The sequence below is a fragment of the Stenotrophomonas sp. STM01 genome, assembly GCF_014852135.1.
In the GTDB taxonomy this organism is placed as follows: Bacteria; Pseudomonadota; Gammaproteobacteria; order Xanthomonadales; family Xanthomonadaceae; genus Stenotrophomonas; species Stenotrophomonas capsici.
Window position 1 is genome coordinate 452,192 of record NZ_JACVBA010000002.1, and the last position, 17,814, is coordinate 470,005.

The window sequence follows — 17,814 nt, forward strand, 5'->3', positions numbered from 1 at the left end:
GCTCCGGCCACGACCTTCATCCCCGGTTCCCCCTTCCCCGTTCCCCGCTCCACGGCCGCCCCGATGCCTGATCGTGGCCGCCCCGCCGTAACCGCCGAACCCACGGGCGAGATGCACGTCAGCGTCGCCGACGTGCTGGCCGCGCAGGCACGCCTGCGCCGCTTCCTGCCGCCCACCCCGCTGCACTACGCCGAACGCTTCGGTACCTGGCTCAAGCTCGAGAACCTGCAGCGCACCGGCTCCTACAAGGTCCGTGGCGCGCTGAACGCGATGCTGGCCGCGCTGGAACGCGGTGACGAGCGCCCGGTCATCTGCGCCTCGGCCGGCAACCACGCCCAGGGCGTGGCCTGGGCGTCGTTCCGCCTCGGCGTGCAGGCGATCACGGTGATGCCGCACGGCGCGCCGGACACCAAGATCGCCGGCGTCCAGCATTGGGGCGCCACCGTGCGCCAGCACGGCACCAGCTACGACGAGGCCTATGCCTTCGCCCGCGAGCTGGCCGAACACCATGGCTATCGTTTCCTGTCCGCCTTCGACGACCCGGACGTGATCGCCGGCCAAGGCACGCTGGGCATCGAGCTGGCCCCGCATGCACCGGACGTGGTGATCGTGCCGATCGGCGGCGGCGGCCTGGCCTCCGGCGTGGCGCTGGCGCTGAAGTCACAGGGCGTGCGCATCATCGGCGCGCAGGTCGAGGGCGTGGACTCCATGGCCCGCGCGATCAAGGGCGACGTGCGCGAGATCGCGCCGGTGGCCACGCTGGCCGATGGCGTCAAGGTCAAGATCCCCGGCTTCCTCACCCGCCGCCTGTGCGCCAGCCTGCTCGACGACGTGGTCATCGTGCGCGAGGCCGAACTGCGCGAAACCCTGGTGCGGCTGGCGCTGGAGGAGCACGTGATCGCCGAGGGTGCCGGTGCGCTGGCGCTGGCCGCCGGCCGCCGCGTGGCCGGCAAGCGCAAGTGCGCGGTCGTCTCCGGCGGCAACATCGATGCCACCGTGCTGTCCACGCTGCTGTCCGAAGTCCGCCCGCGGCCACCGCGCAAGCCCCGACGGCGCAACGGCGAGCGACTTAGAAGCCGCGCCACCTCGCCCCCGCCACGCACCCTCAAATCCGATCCCCCCCCCATTTCCGTTACCGCTGTCGAGGAGACCCTCTGGTGAATACTCCAACCAACAACACCCCGCGAATTACCATCTTCGACACGACCCTGCGTGACGGCGAACAATCCCCGGGCTGCAGCATGACCCCACCGCAGAAGCTGGTGATGGCGCGCGCCCTGGCCGAGCTGGGCATGGACGTGATCGAGACCGGTTTCCCGGCAAGTTCCCAATCCGACCGCGAGGCGATGGCGCTGATCGGCCGCGACGTCCGCGGCCCGGTGCTGGCGGTGCTGTCGCGCTGCCTGGCCGCCGACATCGAGACCTCGGTCAAGGCGCTGGAGGCGGCGGCGCGTCCGCGCCTGCACCTGTTCCTGTCGACCAGCCCGCTGCACCGCGAGCACAAGCTGCGCATGAGCAAGGAGCAGGTGCTGGAGTCGGTGCACAAGCACGTGACGATGGCCCGCGGCCATGTCGACGACGTGGAGTTCTCGGCCGAGGACGCCACCCGCACCGAACTGGACTTCCTGACCGAAGTCGCCCAGGTCGCCATCGCCGCGGGCGCGCGCACCATCAACCTGCCCGACACGGTCGGCTTCACCACGCCGGACGAAATCCGCGCGATGTTCCAGCACGTGATCGGGCATGCCGCCGGCGCCGACAAGGTGATCTTCAGCGCCCACTGCCACAACGACCTGGGCCTGGCCGTGGCCAACTCGCTGGCCGCCATCGAAGGCGGCGCACGCCAGGTCGAAGGCTCGATCAACGGCATCGGCGAGCGCGCCGGCAACTGCGCGCTGGAAGAGATCGCGATGGTGCTGAAGGTACGTAACGCCTTCTACAACTTCGACACCGGCTTCGACACCCAGCGCATCGTGCCCACCTCGCAGCTGCTGCAGCGCCTGGTCGGCATGCCGGTCCAGCGCAACAAGGCCATCGTCGGTGCCAATGCGTTCGCGCACGAGTCCGGCATCCACCAGCACGGCATGCTGCGCAACCGCAACACCTACGAAATCATGCGCCCGGAGGACGTGGGCTGGGAGTCCTCGCAGATGGTGCTGGGCCGCCACAGCGGCCGCGCCGCGGTCGAAGCCCGCCTGCGGGCGCTGGGCTACTGGCTGGAAGAGGAAGAACTGAAGCTGGTGTTCGAGCAGTTCAAGGCCTTGTGCGAGCAGCAGCGCGTGGTCACCGACGCCGACCTGCAGACCCTGATGCAGGGCACCTCCAGCAGCGACGGCTACCGCCTGGCCTCGATGACCATCAGCGACGTCGGCAGCCGCGCCAACGCACTGGTCGAGCTGTCCGACCCGGAAGGCAACCGCGTGGCCGAGACCGCGCAGGGCGATGGCCCGGTGGATGCGTTGTTCTCGGCGTTGTCGGCCGCCACCGGCATCCAGCTGACCCTGGACAGCTATCACGTGCACAGCGTCGGCATCGGTGCCGATGCGCGCGGCGAAGCCAACCTCAGCGTCCGCCACGAAGGCGAGATCCTGGAAGGCACCGGCACCAGTCGTGACATCATCGAGGCCAGCGCGCTGGCCTGGCTGGATGTCACCAACCGCCTGCTGCGCCAGCGCGAGAGCGCTCAGACCCAGGAAGCCGTCAGCGCCTGAGCGCGATGGCCCCTCATAGGCAACGGAACCAGAAAGCAATGAGCTCCGCACCCAAGACCCTGTATGACAAGCTGTGGGACGCGCATGTCGTCGTCCCCGAATCGGACAGCGCGCCGGCCGTGCTGTACATCGACCTGCACCTGATCCACGAAGTCACCTCGCCGCAGGCCTTCACCGAACTGCGCGAGCGCGGCCTGAAGCCGCGCCGCCCGGACCGCACCAAGGCGACGATGGACCACTCCACCCCGACCCTGCCGGCCGGCCCTGACGGCAAACTGCCGTACGCGAGCAAGGCTTCCGAGGCGCAGGTGGAGATGCTGGCCAAGAACTGCGCCGAGTACGGCATCGAGCTGTTCGACCTGGCCTCGGCCAACCGCGGTATCGTCCACGTCATCGCCCCGGAGCAGGGCTTCACCCAGCCGGGCATGACCATCGTCTGCGGCGACAGCCACACCTCCACCCACGGTGCGTTCGGCTCGCTGGCCTTCGGTATCGGCACCAGCGAGGTCGGCCACGTGCTGGCCACGCAGTGCCTGCTGCAGCGCAAGGCCCGCACCATGGCAATCACCGTCGACGGTACGCTGGCCCCGGGTGTCGGCGCCAAGGACGTGGTGCTGCACATCATCGGCGTGATTGGCGTCAACGGCGGTACCGGCCACGTGCTGGAGTTCCGTGGTTCGGCGATCCGCGCGATGGACATGGAACAGCGCATGACCCTGTGCAACATGTCGATCGAAGCCGGCGCGCGCGCCGGCATGGTCGCACCAGACCAGGTCACGTTCGATTGGGTTGCCAATACCCCGCGTGGCCCGAAGGGCGACGCGTTCGATGCCGCCGTCGCCTACTGGAAGACCTTGAACAGCGATGCCGGCGCGCGCTTCGATGCCGAAGTGCACATCGATGCCGCCGACATCCGCCCGACCCTGACCTGGGGCACGCACCCAGGCACCGCCATCGCCGTGGATGCGCCGATCCCGGCCGCCAACGACGCGGCCGCGCAGAAGGGCCTGGACTACATGAAGTTCGAGGCCGGCCATGCGTTGGCCGGCACGCCGGTGGACGTGGTGTTCGTCGGCTCCTGCACCAACGGCCGCCTGAGCGACATGCGCGAAGTGGCGCAGGTCCTGCGCGGGCGCCGCGTCGCCGACGGCGTGCGCATGCTGGTGGTGCCGGGTTCGGAGATCGTCAAGCGCGACGCCGAGGCCGAAGGCATCCACGAGATCGTGCGTGCGGCCGGCGCCGAGTGGCGCGAGCCGGGCTGCTCGATGTGCATCGCCATGAACGGTGACCTGGTCGCACCGGGGCAACTGGCGGTGAGCACCAGCAACCGCAACTTCGAAGGCCGCCAGGGCCCGGGCTCGCGCACCCTGCTGGCCTCGCCGATGAGCGCGGCCTGGGCCGCGGTCAACGGCCACGTCGCCGACCCGCGTGAACTGTTTGCCAAGGAGGTGGCCTGATGGCCGCGCTGACCCGGATCGTTTCGCGCAGCGTGGTGCTGCGCCAGACCAACATCGACACCGACCAGATCATCCCGGCGCGGTTCCTGTCCACCACCGAGCGTGCCGGGCTGGGCAAGAACGCGTTCAACGACTGGCGTTGGCAGGCCGACGGCTCGCCGAACCCGGAGTTCGCCTTCAACCAGCCGGAGAATGCAGGGCGCTCGATCCTGCTGGCCGGTCGCAACTTCGGCTGCGGCTCATCGCGCGAGCATGCGCCGTGGGCGCTGACCGACCTGGGCCTGCGCGCCATCGTCAGCAGCGAGATCGCCGACATCTTCCGTGGCAATTCGCTGAAGAACGGCCTGCTGCCGATCGTTCTGGACGAGGCCGACGTGCAGGAACTGATGCAGCACCCGGACGACGAACTGACCGTGGACGTCGCCGCACGCGAACTGCGCACGTCATCCGGCAAGGCCTATGCGTTCCCGCTGGATGGCTTCTCGCAGACCTGCCTGCTGGAAGGCGTGGACCAGCTGGGTTGGCTGCTGGGCCGCGTGCCCGAAATCGAAGCCTACGAGGCTGCACGCGCGGCGTGAACCATAAACCCTTCTCCCTCCGGGAGAAGCTGCCCCGAAGGGGCGGATGAGGGGAAGCGCGACGACTACGGCCAGACACAACGCATGGTCCTCCCTACCCTCTCCCCAACCCCTCTCCCACAGGGAGAGGGGCTTCAAAAGAACAGCAACTGGAACCCCTACATGCAAGCCAACATCGTCGTACTGCCGGGTGACGGCATCGGCCCTGAAATCACCGTCGCCGCCGTGGACGTGCTCAAGGCCATCGCCGCGCGCTTCGGCCACAGCTTCACCTTCAGCGAACACGACATCGGCGGCATCGCCATCGACAACCACGGTGAGCCGCTGCCGGCCAGCACCTTGGACGCCTGCAGCAAGGCCGATGCGGTGCTGCTCGGTGCCGTGGGCGGCCCGAAGTGGTCCGACCCGAACGCCAAGGTGCGCCCGGAACAAGGCCTGCTGGCCATCCGCAAGGCGCTGGGCCTGTACGCCAACCTGCGCCCGGTGCGCACGCATCCGGCAGCGCTGCATGCTTCGCCGATCAAGCCCGAGCTGCTCACCGACGTGGACTTCATCGTCGTGCGCGAGCTCACCGGCGGCATCTATTTCGGCGACAAGACCCGCGATGCCGACAGTGCCAGCGACCTGTGCCGCTATACCGTGGTCGAGATCGAGCGCGTGCTGCGCAGCGCCTTCGGCCTGGCGCAGCAGCGTCGCGGCAAGCTGACCTCGGTGGACAAGGCCAACGTGCTGGAAACCTCGCGGCTGTGGCGCGACACCGCCGCGCGCATCGGCCGCGAGGAATTCCCGGACGTCGAACTCGAACACCAGCTGGTCGACTCGATGGCCATGCACCTGATCGCCAAGCCACGCGCCTACGACGTGATCGTCACCGAGAACATGTTCGGGGACATCCTCACCGACGAGGCCTCGATGCTGGCCGGCTCGCTGGGCCTGCTGCCGTCCGCGTCGCTGGGCGAACAGGGCAAGGTCGGCATCTACGAACCCATCCACGGCTCGGCACCGGACATCGCCGGCAAGGGCATCGCCAACCCCTACGCCACCATCCTCAGCGCGGCGATGCTGCTGCGCCATTCGCTCGGGCTGGAGGCCGAAGCGGCGGCGATCGAACAGGCCGTCACCGCCGCACTGGATGGCGGCCACTTCACCGCCGACCTGGCCGCGCAGGGCCAGGCGCTCAGCACCGGCCAGGCCGCCCAGGCCGTGCTTGCCCAACTGCAGTAATGACATCCGGACGCGGCCTTTGGGCCGCGTCTTTTTTTGGCGGCCTCTTGTCGCCCGGTGGATAGACAGCCTTTCCCTTATTGGATCCCCGTTTTCGGATCCCCCCATCCTTGAGGAATGCCCTTGAACTACCGTAGCCCCGACGACTTCCTGGCCCACGTGGCCAAGCGCGACCCGCACCAGCCCGAGTTCCTGCAGGCGGTGAAGGAAGTGACCCTCAGCCTGTGGCCGTTCCTGCAGCAGAACCCGAAGTACACCCGCTACGGGTTGCTGGAACGCCTGGTCGAGCCGGAGCGCGTGATCCAGTTCCGCGTCGCCTGGGCCGACGATGCCGGCCAGACCCACGTCAACCGTGCCTGGCGCGTGCAGCACAACTCGGCGATCGGCCCGTTCAAGGGCGGCATGCGTTTCCACCCGTCGGTGAACCTGTCCATCCTCAAGTTCCTGGCCTTCGAACAGACCTTCAAGAACGCACTGACCACGTTGCCAATGGGCGGCGGCAAGGGCGGCTCGGACTTCGACCCCAAGGGCAAGAGCGACGGCGAGGTGATGCGCTTCTGCCAGGCGCTGATGCTGGAGCTGTACCGCCACCTGGGCCCGGACACCGACGTTCCGGCCGGCGATATCGGCGTGGGCGCGCGCGAGGTCGGCTTCATGGCCGGCATGATGAAGAAGCTCAGCAATGATGCGTCCTGCGTGTTCACCGGCAAGGGCCTGGCCTACGGCGGCAGCCTGATGCGGCCGGAGGCCACCGGCTTCGGCACGGTCTACTTCGTCGAGCAGATGCTGCACCACGCCCGCCGCGAAACGCACGGGGCCAAGGTGCTGATCTCCGGCTCGGGCAACGTCGCCCAGTTCGCGGCGATCAAGGCCGCCGAACTCGGCGCGCGCGTACTGACCTTCTCCGATTCCGGCGGCACGCTGTACGCGCGCGACGGCTTCGACGAGGACGGCCTGCAGGCGGTGATGACCCTGAAGAACGAGCGCCGGGGCCGCCTGTCCGAGCTAGCCGACGACGCACGCTTCGAGTTCCTCGCCGACCGCCGCCCGTGGCATATCCCGGCCGACATCGCCCTGCCCTGCGCCACCCAGAACGAACTGGACGAAACCGATGCGCGCACGCTGGTCAGCAACGGCGTGCTGTGCGTGGCCGAAGGCGCCAACATGCCTTCGACGCTGGAAGCGGTGGACGTGTTCCTGCACGCCGGCACGTTGTACGCGCCGGGCAAGGCCAGCAATGCCGGCGGCGTGGCCACCTCGGGCCTGGAGATGAGCCAGAACGCGCTGCGCCTGTCCTGGCGCCATGCCGACGTGGACGAGCGCCTGCACGTGATCATGAAGGAGATCCACGCCAACTGCGTGCGCCATGGCGTGCGCGCCGATGGCAGCGTCAACTACGTCGACGGCGCCAACATCGCCGGCTTCGTCAAGGTCGCCGACGCGATGCTGGCACAGGGCCTGTACTGAGCCTGCCGCCAACGCCGCGCCGTGCGACACGCACGGCGCCTTGGCCCCGGCCGCAACTCAATGCGCGACGCGGTTGCGGCCTTCGTGCTTGGCGCGATACAGCTGGCGGTCCGCCGCCGCCAGCAGGGTCCGCACGGTCTGCTGCCCCGGGCCCAGGCTGGCCAGGCCCATGCAGACGGTGATATGGGTGTCCGCGCCCAGTTCTTCCAGGCGCAACCGCGCCAGCTGCATGCGTACCGCCTGCAGCTGTTCGGCCGCGGCCGGCAACGACATGCCCCGCAGCACGATCAGGAACTCCTCGCCGCCATGGCGTGACACGAACTGGTCCTCGCCCAGCTGCAGCTGCAGCAGGCTGGCGACGTCACGCAACACCTGGTCACCGGCCTCATGCCCGTGGCCGTCGTTGATCTGCTTGAAATGGTCGATGTCCAGCAGCGCCACGTGCAGCGGCGCACCGTCGCGCTCGGCCTCGCGCATGGCCTGCTGCAGGTAGGCATCACCGGCGCGCCGGTTCGGCAGGCCGGTCAGCACGTCATGCATGGCCATGTGTTCCAGCCGCCGCAGCAGGTGGTCGCGCTCGGCGTCGGCCTGCTGCAGCGCGCGGTTCTTCTCGCGTAGTTCCTGCGTCCGCGCCGCGATCTCGGTGCTGAGCAGGCGTTGCCGGCGGCGGTAGCTGGCCGTGCGCCAGGCCACCAGGACCAGCACCAGCCCGAGCAGCGCGACCACGCCCATCGCCATCACCCACGGCCGCCGCCAGTACGGCGTGGCCACGCTCAGCTGCAGGCGTGCTTCGCCGACGCGGCGCGCATCCTGCCAATCCAGCGGCAGGGTCATCGCCTGCACCCGCAGCTGGTAATTACCCGGGGCCAGGTTGGTGTACACCGCCTCGGTACGCTCGCCGGCCTCGACCCAGTCGGCGTCGAAGCCCTCCAGCCGGTAGCGGTAGCGCATCTTGTCCGGCGCACGGAACCCCAGCCCCGTGTAGGCGACCTCGATCCGCTCCACTTCCGGCGGCAACGCATAGCGTTCCTGCGGGGCCTGCGGCGTACCGTCGATCACCACCCCTTCGATCACCACCGGCGACTGGCGCAGGCGGGCGTTGCCGTCCACGCGCAGCGGGTCGATCACCGCCAGCCCTTCGGCGGTGGGAAACATCAGGCGCCCGTCACGGGCGAGCCAACCGGCCGGCGAGGACGCACCGTTGGCCTGGCTGCTTGGCATGCCGTCGGTGTGGTCGATCACATGCACCGCCAACTGGCTGCGCGCCCCTGCCGCCACCCCGACCAGGTCATTGCGATCGAGCCGGAACACGCCCTGGTTGCTGGGCAACCACAGGTGCCCGCGGCCGTCGTCGATGATGCGGAACACCTTGTCGCGCGGCAGGCCCCTGCGGTGGTCGAATACCTGCACGTCCAGCCCGCGCTTGCGCAGCAGGCCATGGTCGGTGGCGATCCACAGGTCGCCGTTGCCATCGCCGAGGAAATCGAACACGTAACTGGCCGGGAAACCGCTCTGCACCGACCAGCTCTGCAGCTTGCCATCGGCGCCGAGCGAGGCCATGCCGGCATTGGTCCCGATCCACAGCACGCCACCGGCATCGCGATACAGCGCATGCACCGCCGCACCGGGCAGGCCTTCCTCCAGCCCGTACAGGCGGAGGCGACCATCGCGGTAATGGAACAGCCCTTCGGCGCTGCCGATCCACAGCCCGCCATCGGCATCCACGCACAGCGCGCGCACCAGCGGCTGCACCGTGCCCGGCAGCACCACCTGCTGCCGCACCGTGCCATCGGCATCCAGCCGTAGCACGCCATGGTTGTAGGTGCCCGCCCACAGCGTGCCGGGGGCCACCGCCAACGCCAGCACCGAGGCATCGCGACGGGCACCGGGAACCAGCGGGACACGCCGCAGCTGCCCGCCATCAAGCCGGTCCAGCCCCTCGGAGTGGCCGATCCACACCGTGCCATCGGCGGACTGGATGACCGCGCGAACGTAGTTCGAACCCAGCCCCTCGGTCTCGGTCAGCCCCTGCGCGGCGCCTTCGTCAATCCGGAACAGGCCATCGGTGCTTCCGGCCCAGACCAGCCCTTCGCGGTCGATCATCAGCGCCGGGCTGACCTGGCCGGGGATGGCGATGCGCTCGCGCTGGCCTGCGCCGAAGCGTTCCAGCCGTCCGGCCGAGAGGCTCAACCACAGGTCGCCGCCGGCATCGCGGCGCAGCCGCTCCACGCGCTCACCCGGGTACAGGTGCTCGCGCGTGCCATTGCCGCGCAACCAGTGCACGCCGTCATCGGCCGCGACCAGCCAACCGCCCTTTCCATCTCCCACCAGGTCACGCACCACCCAGCCGGCGCTGTCCTGCCAGGCCGTTGCCTGACTGCCCCGGAGCTGGAACACGCCACGCTCGGTGGCCACCAGCATCGTGCCGTCGGCCGACTGCGCCAGGGCGGTGATGGTGGCTTCGGGCAGGCCCGGGGACAGGCCGACGTCGCGCAGCTCGCCCTCGGCGGACAACCGCAGCAACCGTTCCTTCGCGCCCACCCACAGGGTGCCGTCGGCGTCACGCAGCAAGGCGGTGATCGACAGGTGGCGGGCCTGCTCCCCGCCGAGCGCTTCCCAGCGCCCGCGGTGGTAGCGGTACAGGCCGTTGTTGATGGTGCCGAACAGCATGCCGCCGTCGCGGTCGGCCAGCAGGGTGGGCACCCCGGACAGCTCCACGCCCGGGGTGTTCTGGCGGTCGAACACGGTGAAGCTGCGGCCGTTGAAGCGGACCACGCCTTCCCACGTCCCCAGCCAGATGAACCCTTGGTTGTCCTGCGCGACCGCCTGCACCAGGTTGTGCGGCAGCCCCTGCTCCATGTCCCAGCCGGCCACGGTGTGGCGCGCGGCCTGCGCCAGCGGCGCGGCCAGCACCGCCAGCAGCACCCACAGGCAGCACCCAGCGACCCGCGCGATGGCGCGGGTGACGGGGTTCGGGAAATGGTGAAGCGGTCTGGGCAAACCTGCCTCCCGCAGGTCCTCCCGGCCAGCGGCCGGCCGCTTCAATTTAGCATTCCGGCGTGAGATCCGCCCCTTCCGGGGACGGATCTCCCACCGCTTACTGGGCCGCTTCGTCCGGGCGCACCCGGAACCAGGCCGCGTACAGCGCCGGCAGGAACACCAGGGTCAGCACCGTGCCGACGATCAGCCCGCCCATGATCGCGATCGCCATCGAGCCATAGAAGGCGCTGCGCGAGAGCGGGATCATCGCCAGCACCGCGGCCAGCGCGGTCAGCACGATCGGCCGGAAGCGGCGCACGGTGGCGTCGATGATCGCGTGCCAGCGGTCGTGCCCGGCGTCGATGTCCTGCTGGATCTGGTCGATCAGGATCACCGAGTTGCGCATGATCATGCCGGCCAGCGCGATCGTGCCCAGCATCGCCACGAAGCCGAACGGCGCGCGGAAGATCAGCAGGAACAGGGTCGCGCCGATGATGCCCAGCGGTGCGGTGACGAACACCATCGCCGCCCGCGAGAAGCTGCGCAGCTGCAGCATCAGCAGCGTGGCCACCACCACCAGGAACAGCGGCATGCCGGCATTGATCGAGTTCTGGCCACGGGCCGAGTCCTCCACGGTGCCGCCGGTCTCCAGCAGGTAGCCGTCCGGCAGCTCGGCGCGGATGCCTTCCAGCGTCGGCAGCAGCTGCTGCACCACCCCCACCGGCAACATGCTGTCGCCGATGTCGGCGCGCACGGTGACGGTCGGCAAGCGGTTGCGGTGCCAGATGATGCCGTCCTCGAACACCTGCTCCAGGCGCGCCACCTGCGACAGCGACACCGGCTTGCCGCTGCTGGTGGGAATGGCCAGGCTGCCCAGCATCTCCAGGTGCGCACGCTCATCCTCCGGGCCGCGCAGCAGCATGCCGATCTGGCGGTTGCCTTCACGGTAGGTGCTGACGCTGGTGCCGGACAACGAACTGCTCAGGAACTGCGCCAGCTGCGCGCTGCTCACGCCCAGCGCGCGCGCGCGGTCCTGGTCCACGACCAGCCGCACCACCTTGCTCGGCTCGCTCCAGTTGAGGTTGACGTTGGTGGTGTGCGGGTTCTCGCGCACCTTGTCCGCCACCTGCCGGGCAATGGCCTGCACCCGCTCGATGTGCTCGCCGGACACCCGGAACTGCACCGGGTAACCCACCGGCGGGCCGTTCTCCAGGCGGGTGACGCGCATCTGCACGTCGGAGAACTGCGGCACCACCTCCTTGAGCAGCCACTCGCGCACTTCCTCGCGGGCATGCGTGTCTTCGGCCAGCACCACGTACTGGGTGAAGTTGGTGGCCGGCAGCTGCTGGTCCAGCGGCAGGTAGAAGCGCGGCGAACCGGTGCCCACGTAGCCGACGAAGTTGGCGATGCCGGCATGGCCCTTGAGCAGGGCCTCGAACTTCTCGGCCTGGGCCTGGGTGGCGGTCAGCGAGGCCCCCTCGGCCAGCTCGATGTCCACCATCAGCTCCGGCCGGGTCGAATCGGGGAAGAACTGCTGCGGCACGAAGCGGAAGATCACCAGCGAGAACACGAACAGGCCGATGGTGGCGAAGATCACCAGCCAGCGGCGACGCAGGCAGGCGTCGAGGAAACGCCGGAAGCGCTGGTAGAACGCGGTGCCATACGGGTCATGGTCGTGCGTCAGTTCCTTCGGCGCGACCAGGTTGGCCAGCGCCGGGTTGCGGTCGGCCCAACGCTGGCGCAGCGCACGCACGCGGCCGGCGAGGCTGGTCGGCTTGGGCGGCTGCGGGTTGTGCAGGTCCGGCAGCATCTTGTCGCCCAGGTACGGGATGAACAGCACCGCGGCCACCCAGGACACCAGCAGGGCGATGGTCACCACCTGGAACAGCGAGCGGGTGTACTCACCGGTGCTCGATGCCGCCGTGGCAATCGGCAGGAAGCCGGCGGCGGTGATCAGGGTGCCGGTCAGCATCGGGAAGGCGGTGGACTCCCAGGCGAAGCTGGCCGCACGCATGCGGTCGTAGCCCTGCTCCATCTTGGTGGCCATCATCTCCACCGCGATGATCGCATCGTCCACCAGCAGGCCCAGCGCCAGCACCAGCGCGCCCAGCGATATCTTGTGCAGGCCGATGTCGAACTGGTGCATCAGGAAGAACGTCATCGCCAGCACCAGCGGGATCGACACTGCCACCACCAGGCCGGTGCGCAGCCCCAGCGAGAAGAAGCTCACCAGCAGCACGATCACCACCGCCTCGGTGAGCACCTTGACGAACTCGCCCACCGAATCCTTCACCGCATGCGGCTGGTCGGACACCTTGCGCAGTTCCATGCCCACCGGCAGGGTCTTCTGCAGGCGCGCGAACTCATCGTCCAGCGCCTTGCCGAGCTTGATGATGTCGCCGCCGTTCTTCATCGCCACCGCGATGCCGATGGCGTCCTCGCCCATGAAGCGCATCTTGGCCGAGGCCGGGTCGGCGAAGCCACGCTTGACCTGGGCGATGTCGCCCAGGCGCACGGTGCGGTCACCGGCGCGGATCGGGAAGTCGCTGATCTCCTGCACCGAGTTGAACTGGCCGGTGATGCGCAGCTGCACGCGGTCGCTGGCGGTCTCGAACCAGCTCGCCGGTGCCATCGCGTTCTGTTCGGACAGCGCCTGCTGGACCTGCTGCATCGACACGCCCAGCGTGGCCAGCTTGGTGTTGGACAGCTCGATCCACACCTTCTCGTCCTGCAGGCCGACCAGGTCGACCTTGCCGACATCGGCCACGCGCTGCAGCTCCAGCTGGATGCGGTCGGCGTAGTCGCGCATCGCCGCGTAGTCGAAGCCCTTGCCGGTCAGCGCATAGATGTTGCCGAACGTATCGCCGAACTCGTCATTGAAGAACGGCCCGATCACCTCGGCCGGCAGCTGCGAGCGGATGTCGCCCACCTTCTTGCGTACCTGGTAGAACAGCTCCGGCACATCCTTGGAGGCCATCGCGTCGCGGGCGCTGAAGATCACCTGCGATTCGCCCGGCCGCGAGTACGACTGGATGAACTCGAACTGCCCGGTGTTCATCAGCGCCTTCTCGATCGGCTCGGTCACCTGCCGCGACACCTGCTCGGCGGTGGCGCCCGGCCACGAGGTCTGGATCACCATGGCCTTGAACGTGAACGGCGGGTCCTCGGACTGCCCGAGGTGTTTGTAGGACCAGGTGCCGATGATCGCCAGGGCGATCATCATGAACAGCACCAGCGGGCGGTTGGTCAGTGCCCACTCGGAAAGATTGAAGCGGCGCACGCCTCATTCCCCCTTGTTCGCGGCGGCAGCCGGCGCCGGTGCCAGCACCGGGCGGTTGCTGCGGTCCACGGCCCGCACCACCTGGCCTTCGCGCAGCAGGTGGCCGCCGGCGGCCACCACCCACTCATCGGCGCGCAGCCCCTGCAGCACCGGCACCGACTCGGCGCCGTAGGCACCCAGGGTCACCGCGCGCGACTGCAGTGCGCCGGTGGCCGGGTTGACCACCCACACGCTGGCCTGCTGCGGCTGCTTGCCTGCCTGCACCGCCGACAGCGGCACGCTCAGCGCCGCTCCCTTGCCGTGCCCGATATAGACGCGGGCGCTCTGGCCCAGCTCGACCGAATCCAACGCATCGGCCACCAGCTGCACGCGCGCGGCGTAGCTGCGGGTCTGCGCATCGGCGCCAGCCGCGATCTCGCGGATGCTGCCGGACAGGCGCTTGCCTGCCTGGTTCCACAACTCCACCTCGACCGGTTGGCCGACGCTGAACTCGCGGATGGCGCTTTCCGGCAACGCGATGGCCACTTCGCGGGCGCCGTCGGCGGCCAGGGTGAAGATCGTCTGCCCGGCGGCGACCACCTGCCCGGCCTCGGCCTCGCGCGCGGCGATCATGCCGTCGGCCGGTGCCCGCAGCTGCGCATAGCTGGCCTGGTTGCGGTTGACGTCCAGGTTGGCCCGCGCCGCGTCGGCCTGGCCCTGCGCCGCCTTGAGCGCCGCGGTCTGTGCGTCCAGCGCCGAACGGCTGACCACCTGCTGGGCGGCCAGCACCTCATAGCGGCGGTGCTCGTCGCGGGCCTTCACCAGGTCCGCCTCGGCCGCGGCGTACTGTGCCTGTGCGGCACGGGCCTGCAGCGCGTAGTCGGCGACATCCAGTTCGGCCAGCACCTGGCCTCTCTTCACCCGCTGGCCGGCATCGACCTCACGCCGCAGCAGGTTGCCGGCCACACGGAAGGACAGCGCGGCCTCCTCGCGCGCATGCACTTCGCCGGGATAGGCCGTGACGGTCACGTCCTGTCCGCCGGCCGGTTTGACCACCATTACCGGCAAGGCCGGCACCGCGGCGGTTTCGGTTTTGCCACACGCAGCAAGCACGGCCAGCAACAGGCTGCCGCCAATCCATCGGAGGTTGTTCATGGTGATCAGGGTCGCGAACGCAGGGGGAAGGGAGGCGGCCGGGGTTTCACCGCCATTACTGAACGACGCGGTATAGTATAAATATCGAACCAGCTGGTCTAGTATTCCCTCATGTCTTCCAAATCCTCTGCCACCAACGTCTCCCGGGAGCCTGCGCGCAGCAGTGGGCCGGGCCGTCCGAAAGACCTTGGAAAACGTGCCGCCATCCTCGATGCGGCCAAGGAAATGTTCGTGGAGCTGGGCTTCAACGGCGTCAGCATGGACGGCATCGCCGCCAGTGCCGGCGTATCCAAGCTCACCGTGTACAGCCATTTCGGTGACAAGGAGACCCTGTTCCGCGAGGCCATCCAGGCCAAGTGCGTGGAAATGATGCCCGACGCCCTGTTCGTCACCGACAGCGAAGGCCCGTTGCGCGACCAGCTGCTGGGCATCGGCCATGCGTTCTTCACGCTGATCAGCAGCGACGCGGCCCTGGCCACCCAGCGGATGATGATGAGCCCGGACACCGACGACCGGATCCGGCAGATGTTCTGGGAGGCCGGCCCGGCCCGCACCGAGACCGCGCTGTCGGACTTCCTGGCCGCCCGCGTGGCCCGGGGCGAACTGGACATCCCCGACCCGATCGTCGCCGCGCGCCAGTACTTCTGCATCATCAAGGGCGAACTGCACTCCCATATGATGTGCGGGTTGTGTGCCGCGCCCGGCCAGCTCGACCAGGATGCCCACGTGGCCGCCAGCGTCGACTTCTTCCTGCGGGCGTATGCACCGCGCTGACACCCGCCCCTGCCAAGCTGAACAGACCGTAGGTCCGAATGACTTCCGGCACTGCGGCCGCCCGAGCGGCCACGGCGATGCTTGGCCCGCATCGCGCCCCTAACCGGTAAAATGGCCGGCCCACCGCGCTGGAATGACGAGCTTTCCCATGACGATCAACTACTCCCACGTCCGCGAATTGATGGTTGAACAGCAGATCCGTCCCTGGGACGTGCTGGACATCCGCGTGCTGGACGTGCTGGCCCGCCTGCCGCGCGAGGCCTTCGTGGCCGAGTCGCACCGCGCCCTGGCCTATGCCGACATCGAGCTGCCGCTGGGCCACGGGCAGAGGATGATGAAGCCGGTCATCGAAGGCCGCACCCTGCAGGCGCTGGACCTGCAGCCCAGCGACGAAGTGCTGGAAGTGGGCACCGGCAGCGGCTTCCTCAGCGCCTGCCTGGGCGAACTGGCCCGCGAAGTGCTGAGCCTGGAGATCCAGCCGGAGCTGGCTGAACGCGCCCGCCAGAACCTGGACAGCGCCAAGCTGGGCAGCAACGTCCGCATCGAGGTCGCCGACGCCCTGAACTGGGACAGCCAGCGCCAGTTCGACGCCATCTGCATCACCGGTGCGGTAGAAACGGTCCCGACCCACCTGCTCAAGCTGCTGCGCACCGGTGGCCGCCTGTTCGTCATCAAGGGCACCTCCCCGGTGATGGAAGCTGTGCTCGTCAAGGCCGACGGCAGCGTGGAATCGCTGTTCGAAACCGACATCGACTACCTGCAGGGCGCTGCTCCTGCACCGCAATTCCAACTCTGAAACCTTCCAAGGAAGCCGCAATGATCCGCCGATCCCTCACCCTTGCGCTGGCAGTCGCCCTGCTCCCGATGACGGCCCACGCCGCCGACCTGCTGCAGGTCTACGAAATGGCCCGCAATGGTGACCCGCAGTTGTCGGCCGCCGAATCCAACCGCCTGTACACCCAGGAAGGCCAGGTGCAGGCACGCGCGGCACTGCTGCCGCAGATCAACGGCGAGGCATCGCTGGACCGTACCCGTACCAAGGCCGACGGCGTCAGCGGCAGCACCACCAGCAAGACCCGCACCTACGGCGTCAACGGCAGCCAGACCCTGTTCAATTGGGGCCAGTTCGCCGACCTGCGCGCGCAGCGTGACCTGAGCAAGGCCGCCGACTACACCCTGGAATCGGCCAACGACAACCTGATCATCCGCACCGCGACCGCCTACTTCAACGTGCTGGTGGCGATCGAATCGCTGAGCGCGGCCGAGACCAACGAAGCGGCCGGCAAGAAGCAGTTCGACTACGCCGACAAGCGCCTGGAAGTGGGCCTGGCGCCGATCACCGACGTGCACGAAGCCCGCGCCCAGTACGACCAGGCGCGCGCCAACACCATCATTGCCCGCAACACGCTGGAAGACGCCTACCAGGCCCTGACCGAACTGACCGGCCAGCCGGTCCGCGACGTGCGCGGCCTGCCGGAAGACTTCCGTCCGGCCATCCCGACCAACCGCGGCAACATCGACCAGCTGGTCACCGACGCCATGTCCCGCAACCCGGACCTGAAGGCCCAGGAACTGCAGGTCAGCGCCGCCGAATCCAGCGTGTCCTCGGCCCGCGCCGGCCACTACCCGACCCTGTCGCTGGGCGGCAGCTGGGGCAAGAGCGCGCGCTGGGGCGACAGCACCGGCGGCAGCTCCAACACCCCGGATGCGACCACCAACTCGATCGGCCTGACCCTGAACGTGCCGATCTTCGCCGGTGGCGCCACCCAGTCGCGCGTGCGCCAGGCCCTGGCCACCCGTGACATCCAGCAGGACACCTACGAGCAGCAGAAGCGCGCCCTGGACCGCAACACCCGCAATGCCTACCAGAACCTGGTCGCCGGCATCAGCGAAGTGGAAGCCCGCCGCCTGGCGGTGGTCTCGGCACAGAGCGCCTACGACGCCTCGCAGGTTGGCCTGGAAGTCGGTACCCGCACCGTGCTGGACGTGGTCCAGAACCAGCGGACCCTGTTCCAGGCGCAGCTGGACTACGCCCAGTCGCGTTACAACTTCCTGCAGGCACGCCTGGCCCTGAGCCAGGCCGTGGGCGACCTGGAGATCGCCGAAGTGCAGGACATCAACCGCCTGCTCACGGTCGATGCCACCGCAAAGCTGCAGGCCCAGTAAACCGTCCTGCAGTACTTACGAAAAAGCGGGCCATGCCCGCTTTT

12 protein-coding genes are annotated in these 17,814 nt (G+C 68.7%); 9 read left to right on the top strand and 3 right to left on the bottom strand.

Features of this window, described 5'->3' with window-relative positions; genetic code table 11:
- Positions 1–63 precede the first annotated feature (63 nt).
- The 6 genes from IB227_RS11965 to gdhA all read left to right on the top strand — a co-directional run bounded on the left by IB227_RS11965 (position 64) and on the right by gdhA (position 7,437).
- Positions 64–1,161: a threonine dehydratase gene (locus tag IB227_RS11965; protein ID WP_192287585.1), complete on the top strand. Its 1,098-nt coding sequence runs from the start codon at positions 64–66 to the stop codon at positions 1,159–1,161.
- Positions 1,155–2,711: a 2-isopropylmalate synthase gene (locus IB227_RS11970; protein WP_192287927.1), complete on the top strand. Its 1,557-nt coding sequence runs from the start codon at positions 1,155–1,157 to the stop codon at positions 2,709–2,711. Before IB227_RS11965 ends, IB227_RS11970 begins: the two co-directional genes overlap by 7 nt.
- Before the next feature lie 38 nt (positions 2,712–2,749).
- On the top strand, positions 2,750–4,168 hold the full coding sequence (gene leuC / locus IB227_RS11975) for a 3-isopropylmalate dehydratase large subunit (RefSeq protein ID WP_192287586.1): 1,419 nt from the start codon (positions 2,750–2,752) through the stop codon (positions 4,166–4,168).
- Entirely contained in the window at positions 4,168–4,746 is a 579-nt protein-coding gene (leuD, locus tag IB227_RS11980) for a 3-isopropylmalate dehydratase small subunit (protein WP_132865543.1), read from the top strand. Before leuC ends, leuD begins: the two co-directional genes overlap by 1 nt.
- 162 nt (positions 4,747–4,908) lie before the next feature.
- Positions 4,909–5,970, top strand: coding sequence for a 3-isopropylmalate dehydrogenase (gene leuB, locus IB227_RS11985; RefSeq protein WP_192287587.1), 1,062 nt, complete (start codon positions 4,909–4,911; stop codon positions 5,968–5,970).
- A gap of 117 nt (positions 5,971–6,087) precedes the next feature.
- Positions 6,088–7,437 carry an NADP-specific glutamate dehydrogenase gene (gdhA, locus tag IB227_RS11990; protein ID WP_192287588.1) on the top strand — a complete coding sequence of 450 codons (1,350 nt, stop codon included), beginning with the start codon at positions 6,088–6,090 and terminating at the stop codon, positions 7,435–7,437.
- A 57-nt stretch (positions 7,438–7,494) separates the two neighbouring features.
- Here the strand turns inward: gdhA and IB227_RS11995 are convergent, their stop codons facing one another.
- The 3 genes from IB227_RS11995 to IB227_RS12005 all read right to left on the bottom strand — a co-directional run bounded on the left by IB227_RS11995 (position 7,495) and on the right by IB227_RS12005 (position 14,830).
- Entirely contained in the window at positions 7,495–10,437 is a 2,943-nt protein-coding gene (locus tag IB227_RS11995; RefSeq protein WP_225591808.1) for a ligand-binding sensor domain-containing diguanylate cyclase, read from the bottom strand.
- A 97-nt stretch (positions 10,438–10,534) separates the two neighbouring features.
- On the bottom strand, positions 10,535–13,696 hold the full coding sequence (locus IB227_RS12000; protein ID WP_192287589.1) for an efflux RND transporter permease subunit: 3,162 nt from the start codon (positions 13,694–13,696) through the stop codon (positions 10,535–10,537).
- Positions 13,697–13,699: 3 nt separating this feature from the next.
- On the bottom strand, positions 13,700–14,830 hold the full coding sequence (locus IB227_RS12005) for an efflux RND transporter periplasmic adaptor subunit (protein WP_192287590.1): 1,131 nt from the start codon (positions 14,828–14,830) through the stop codon (positions 13,700–13,702).
- 111 nt (positions 14,831–14,941) lie between these two features.
- Between IB227_RS12005 and IB227_RS12010 the strand changes: the two genes are divergently transcribed.
- From IB227_RS12010 to IB227_RS12020, 3 genes are all read left to right on the top strand, one after another.
- Positions 14,942–15,604, top strand: a complete 663-nt coding sequence (locus tag IB227_RS12010; protein WP_132865549.1) for a TetR/AcrR family transcriptional regulator — start codon at positions 14,942–14,944, stop codon at positions 15,602–15,604.
- Positions 15,605–15,752: 148 nt separating this feature from the next.
- Positions 15,753–16,400 carry a protein-L-isoaspartate O-methyltransferase gene (locus IB227_RS12015; RefSeq protein ID WP_192287591.1) on the top strand — a complete coding sequence of 216 codons (648 nt, stop codon included), beginning with the start codon at positions 15,753–15,755 and terminating at the stop codon, positions 16,398–16,400.
- Between the two features lie 20 nt (positions 16,401–16,420).
- Positions 16,421–17,770 carry a TolC family outer membrane protein gene (locus IB227_RS12020; protein ID WP_192287592.1) on the top strand — a complete coding sequence of 450 codons (1,350 nt, stop codon included), beginning with the start codon at positions 16,421–16,423 and terminating at the stop codon, positions 17,768–17,770.
- Positions 17,771–17,814: the final 44 nt, after the last annotated feature.

Bases quoted from the DNA above. Each gene is read 5' to 3' on its own strand.
- gdhA (WP_192287588.1), top strand. From the start codon at position 6,088: ATGCCCTTGAACTACCGTAGCCCCGACGACTTCCTGGCCCACGTGGCC.
- IB227_RS12010 (WP_132865549.1), top strand. From the start codon at position 14,942: ATGTCTTCCAAATCCTCTGCCACCAACGTCTCCCGGGAGCCTGCGCGC.
- IB227_RS11965 (WP_192287585.1), top strand. From the start codon at position 64: ATGCCTGATCGTGGCCGCCCCGCCGTAACCGCCGAACCCACGGGCGAG.
- IB227_RS12005 (WP_192287590.1), bottom strand. From the start codon at position 14,830: ATGAACAACCTCCGATGGATTGGCGGCAGCCTGTTGCTGGCCGTGCTT.
- leuC (WP_192287586.1), top strand. From the start codon at position 2,750: ATGAGCTCCGCACCCAAGACCCTGTATGACAAGCTGTGGGACGCGCAT.
- leuD (WP_132865543.1), top strand. From the start codon at position 4,168: ATGGCCGCGCTGACCCGGATCGTTTCGCGCAGCGTGGTGCTGCGCCAG.
- IB227_RS12015 (WP_192287591.1), top strand. From the start codon at position 15,753: ATGACGATCAACTACTCCCACGTCCGCGAATTGATGGTTGAACAGCAG.
- leuB (WP_192287587.1), top strand. From the start codon at position 4,909: ATGCAAGCCAACATCGTCGTACTGCCGGGTGACGGCATCGGCCCTGAA.
- IB227_RS12020 (WP_192287592.1), top strand. From the start codon at position 16,421: ATGATCCGCCGATCCCTCACCCTTGCGCTGGCAGTCGCCCTGCTCCCG.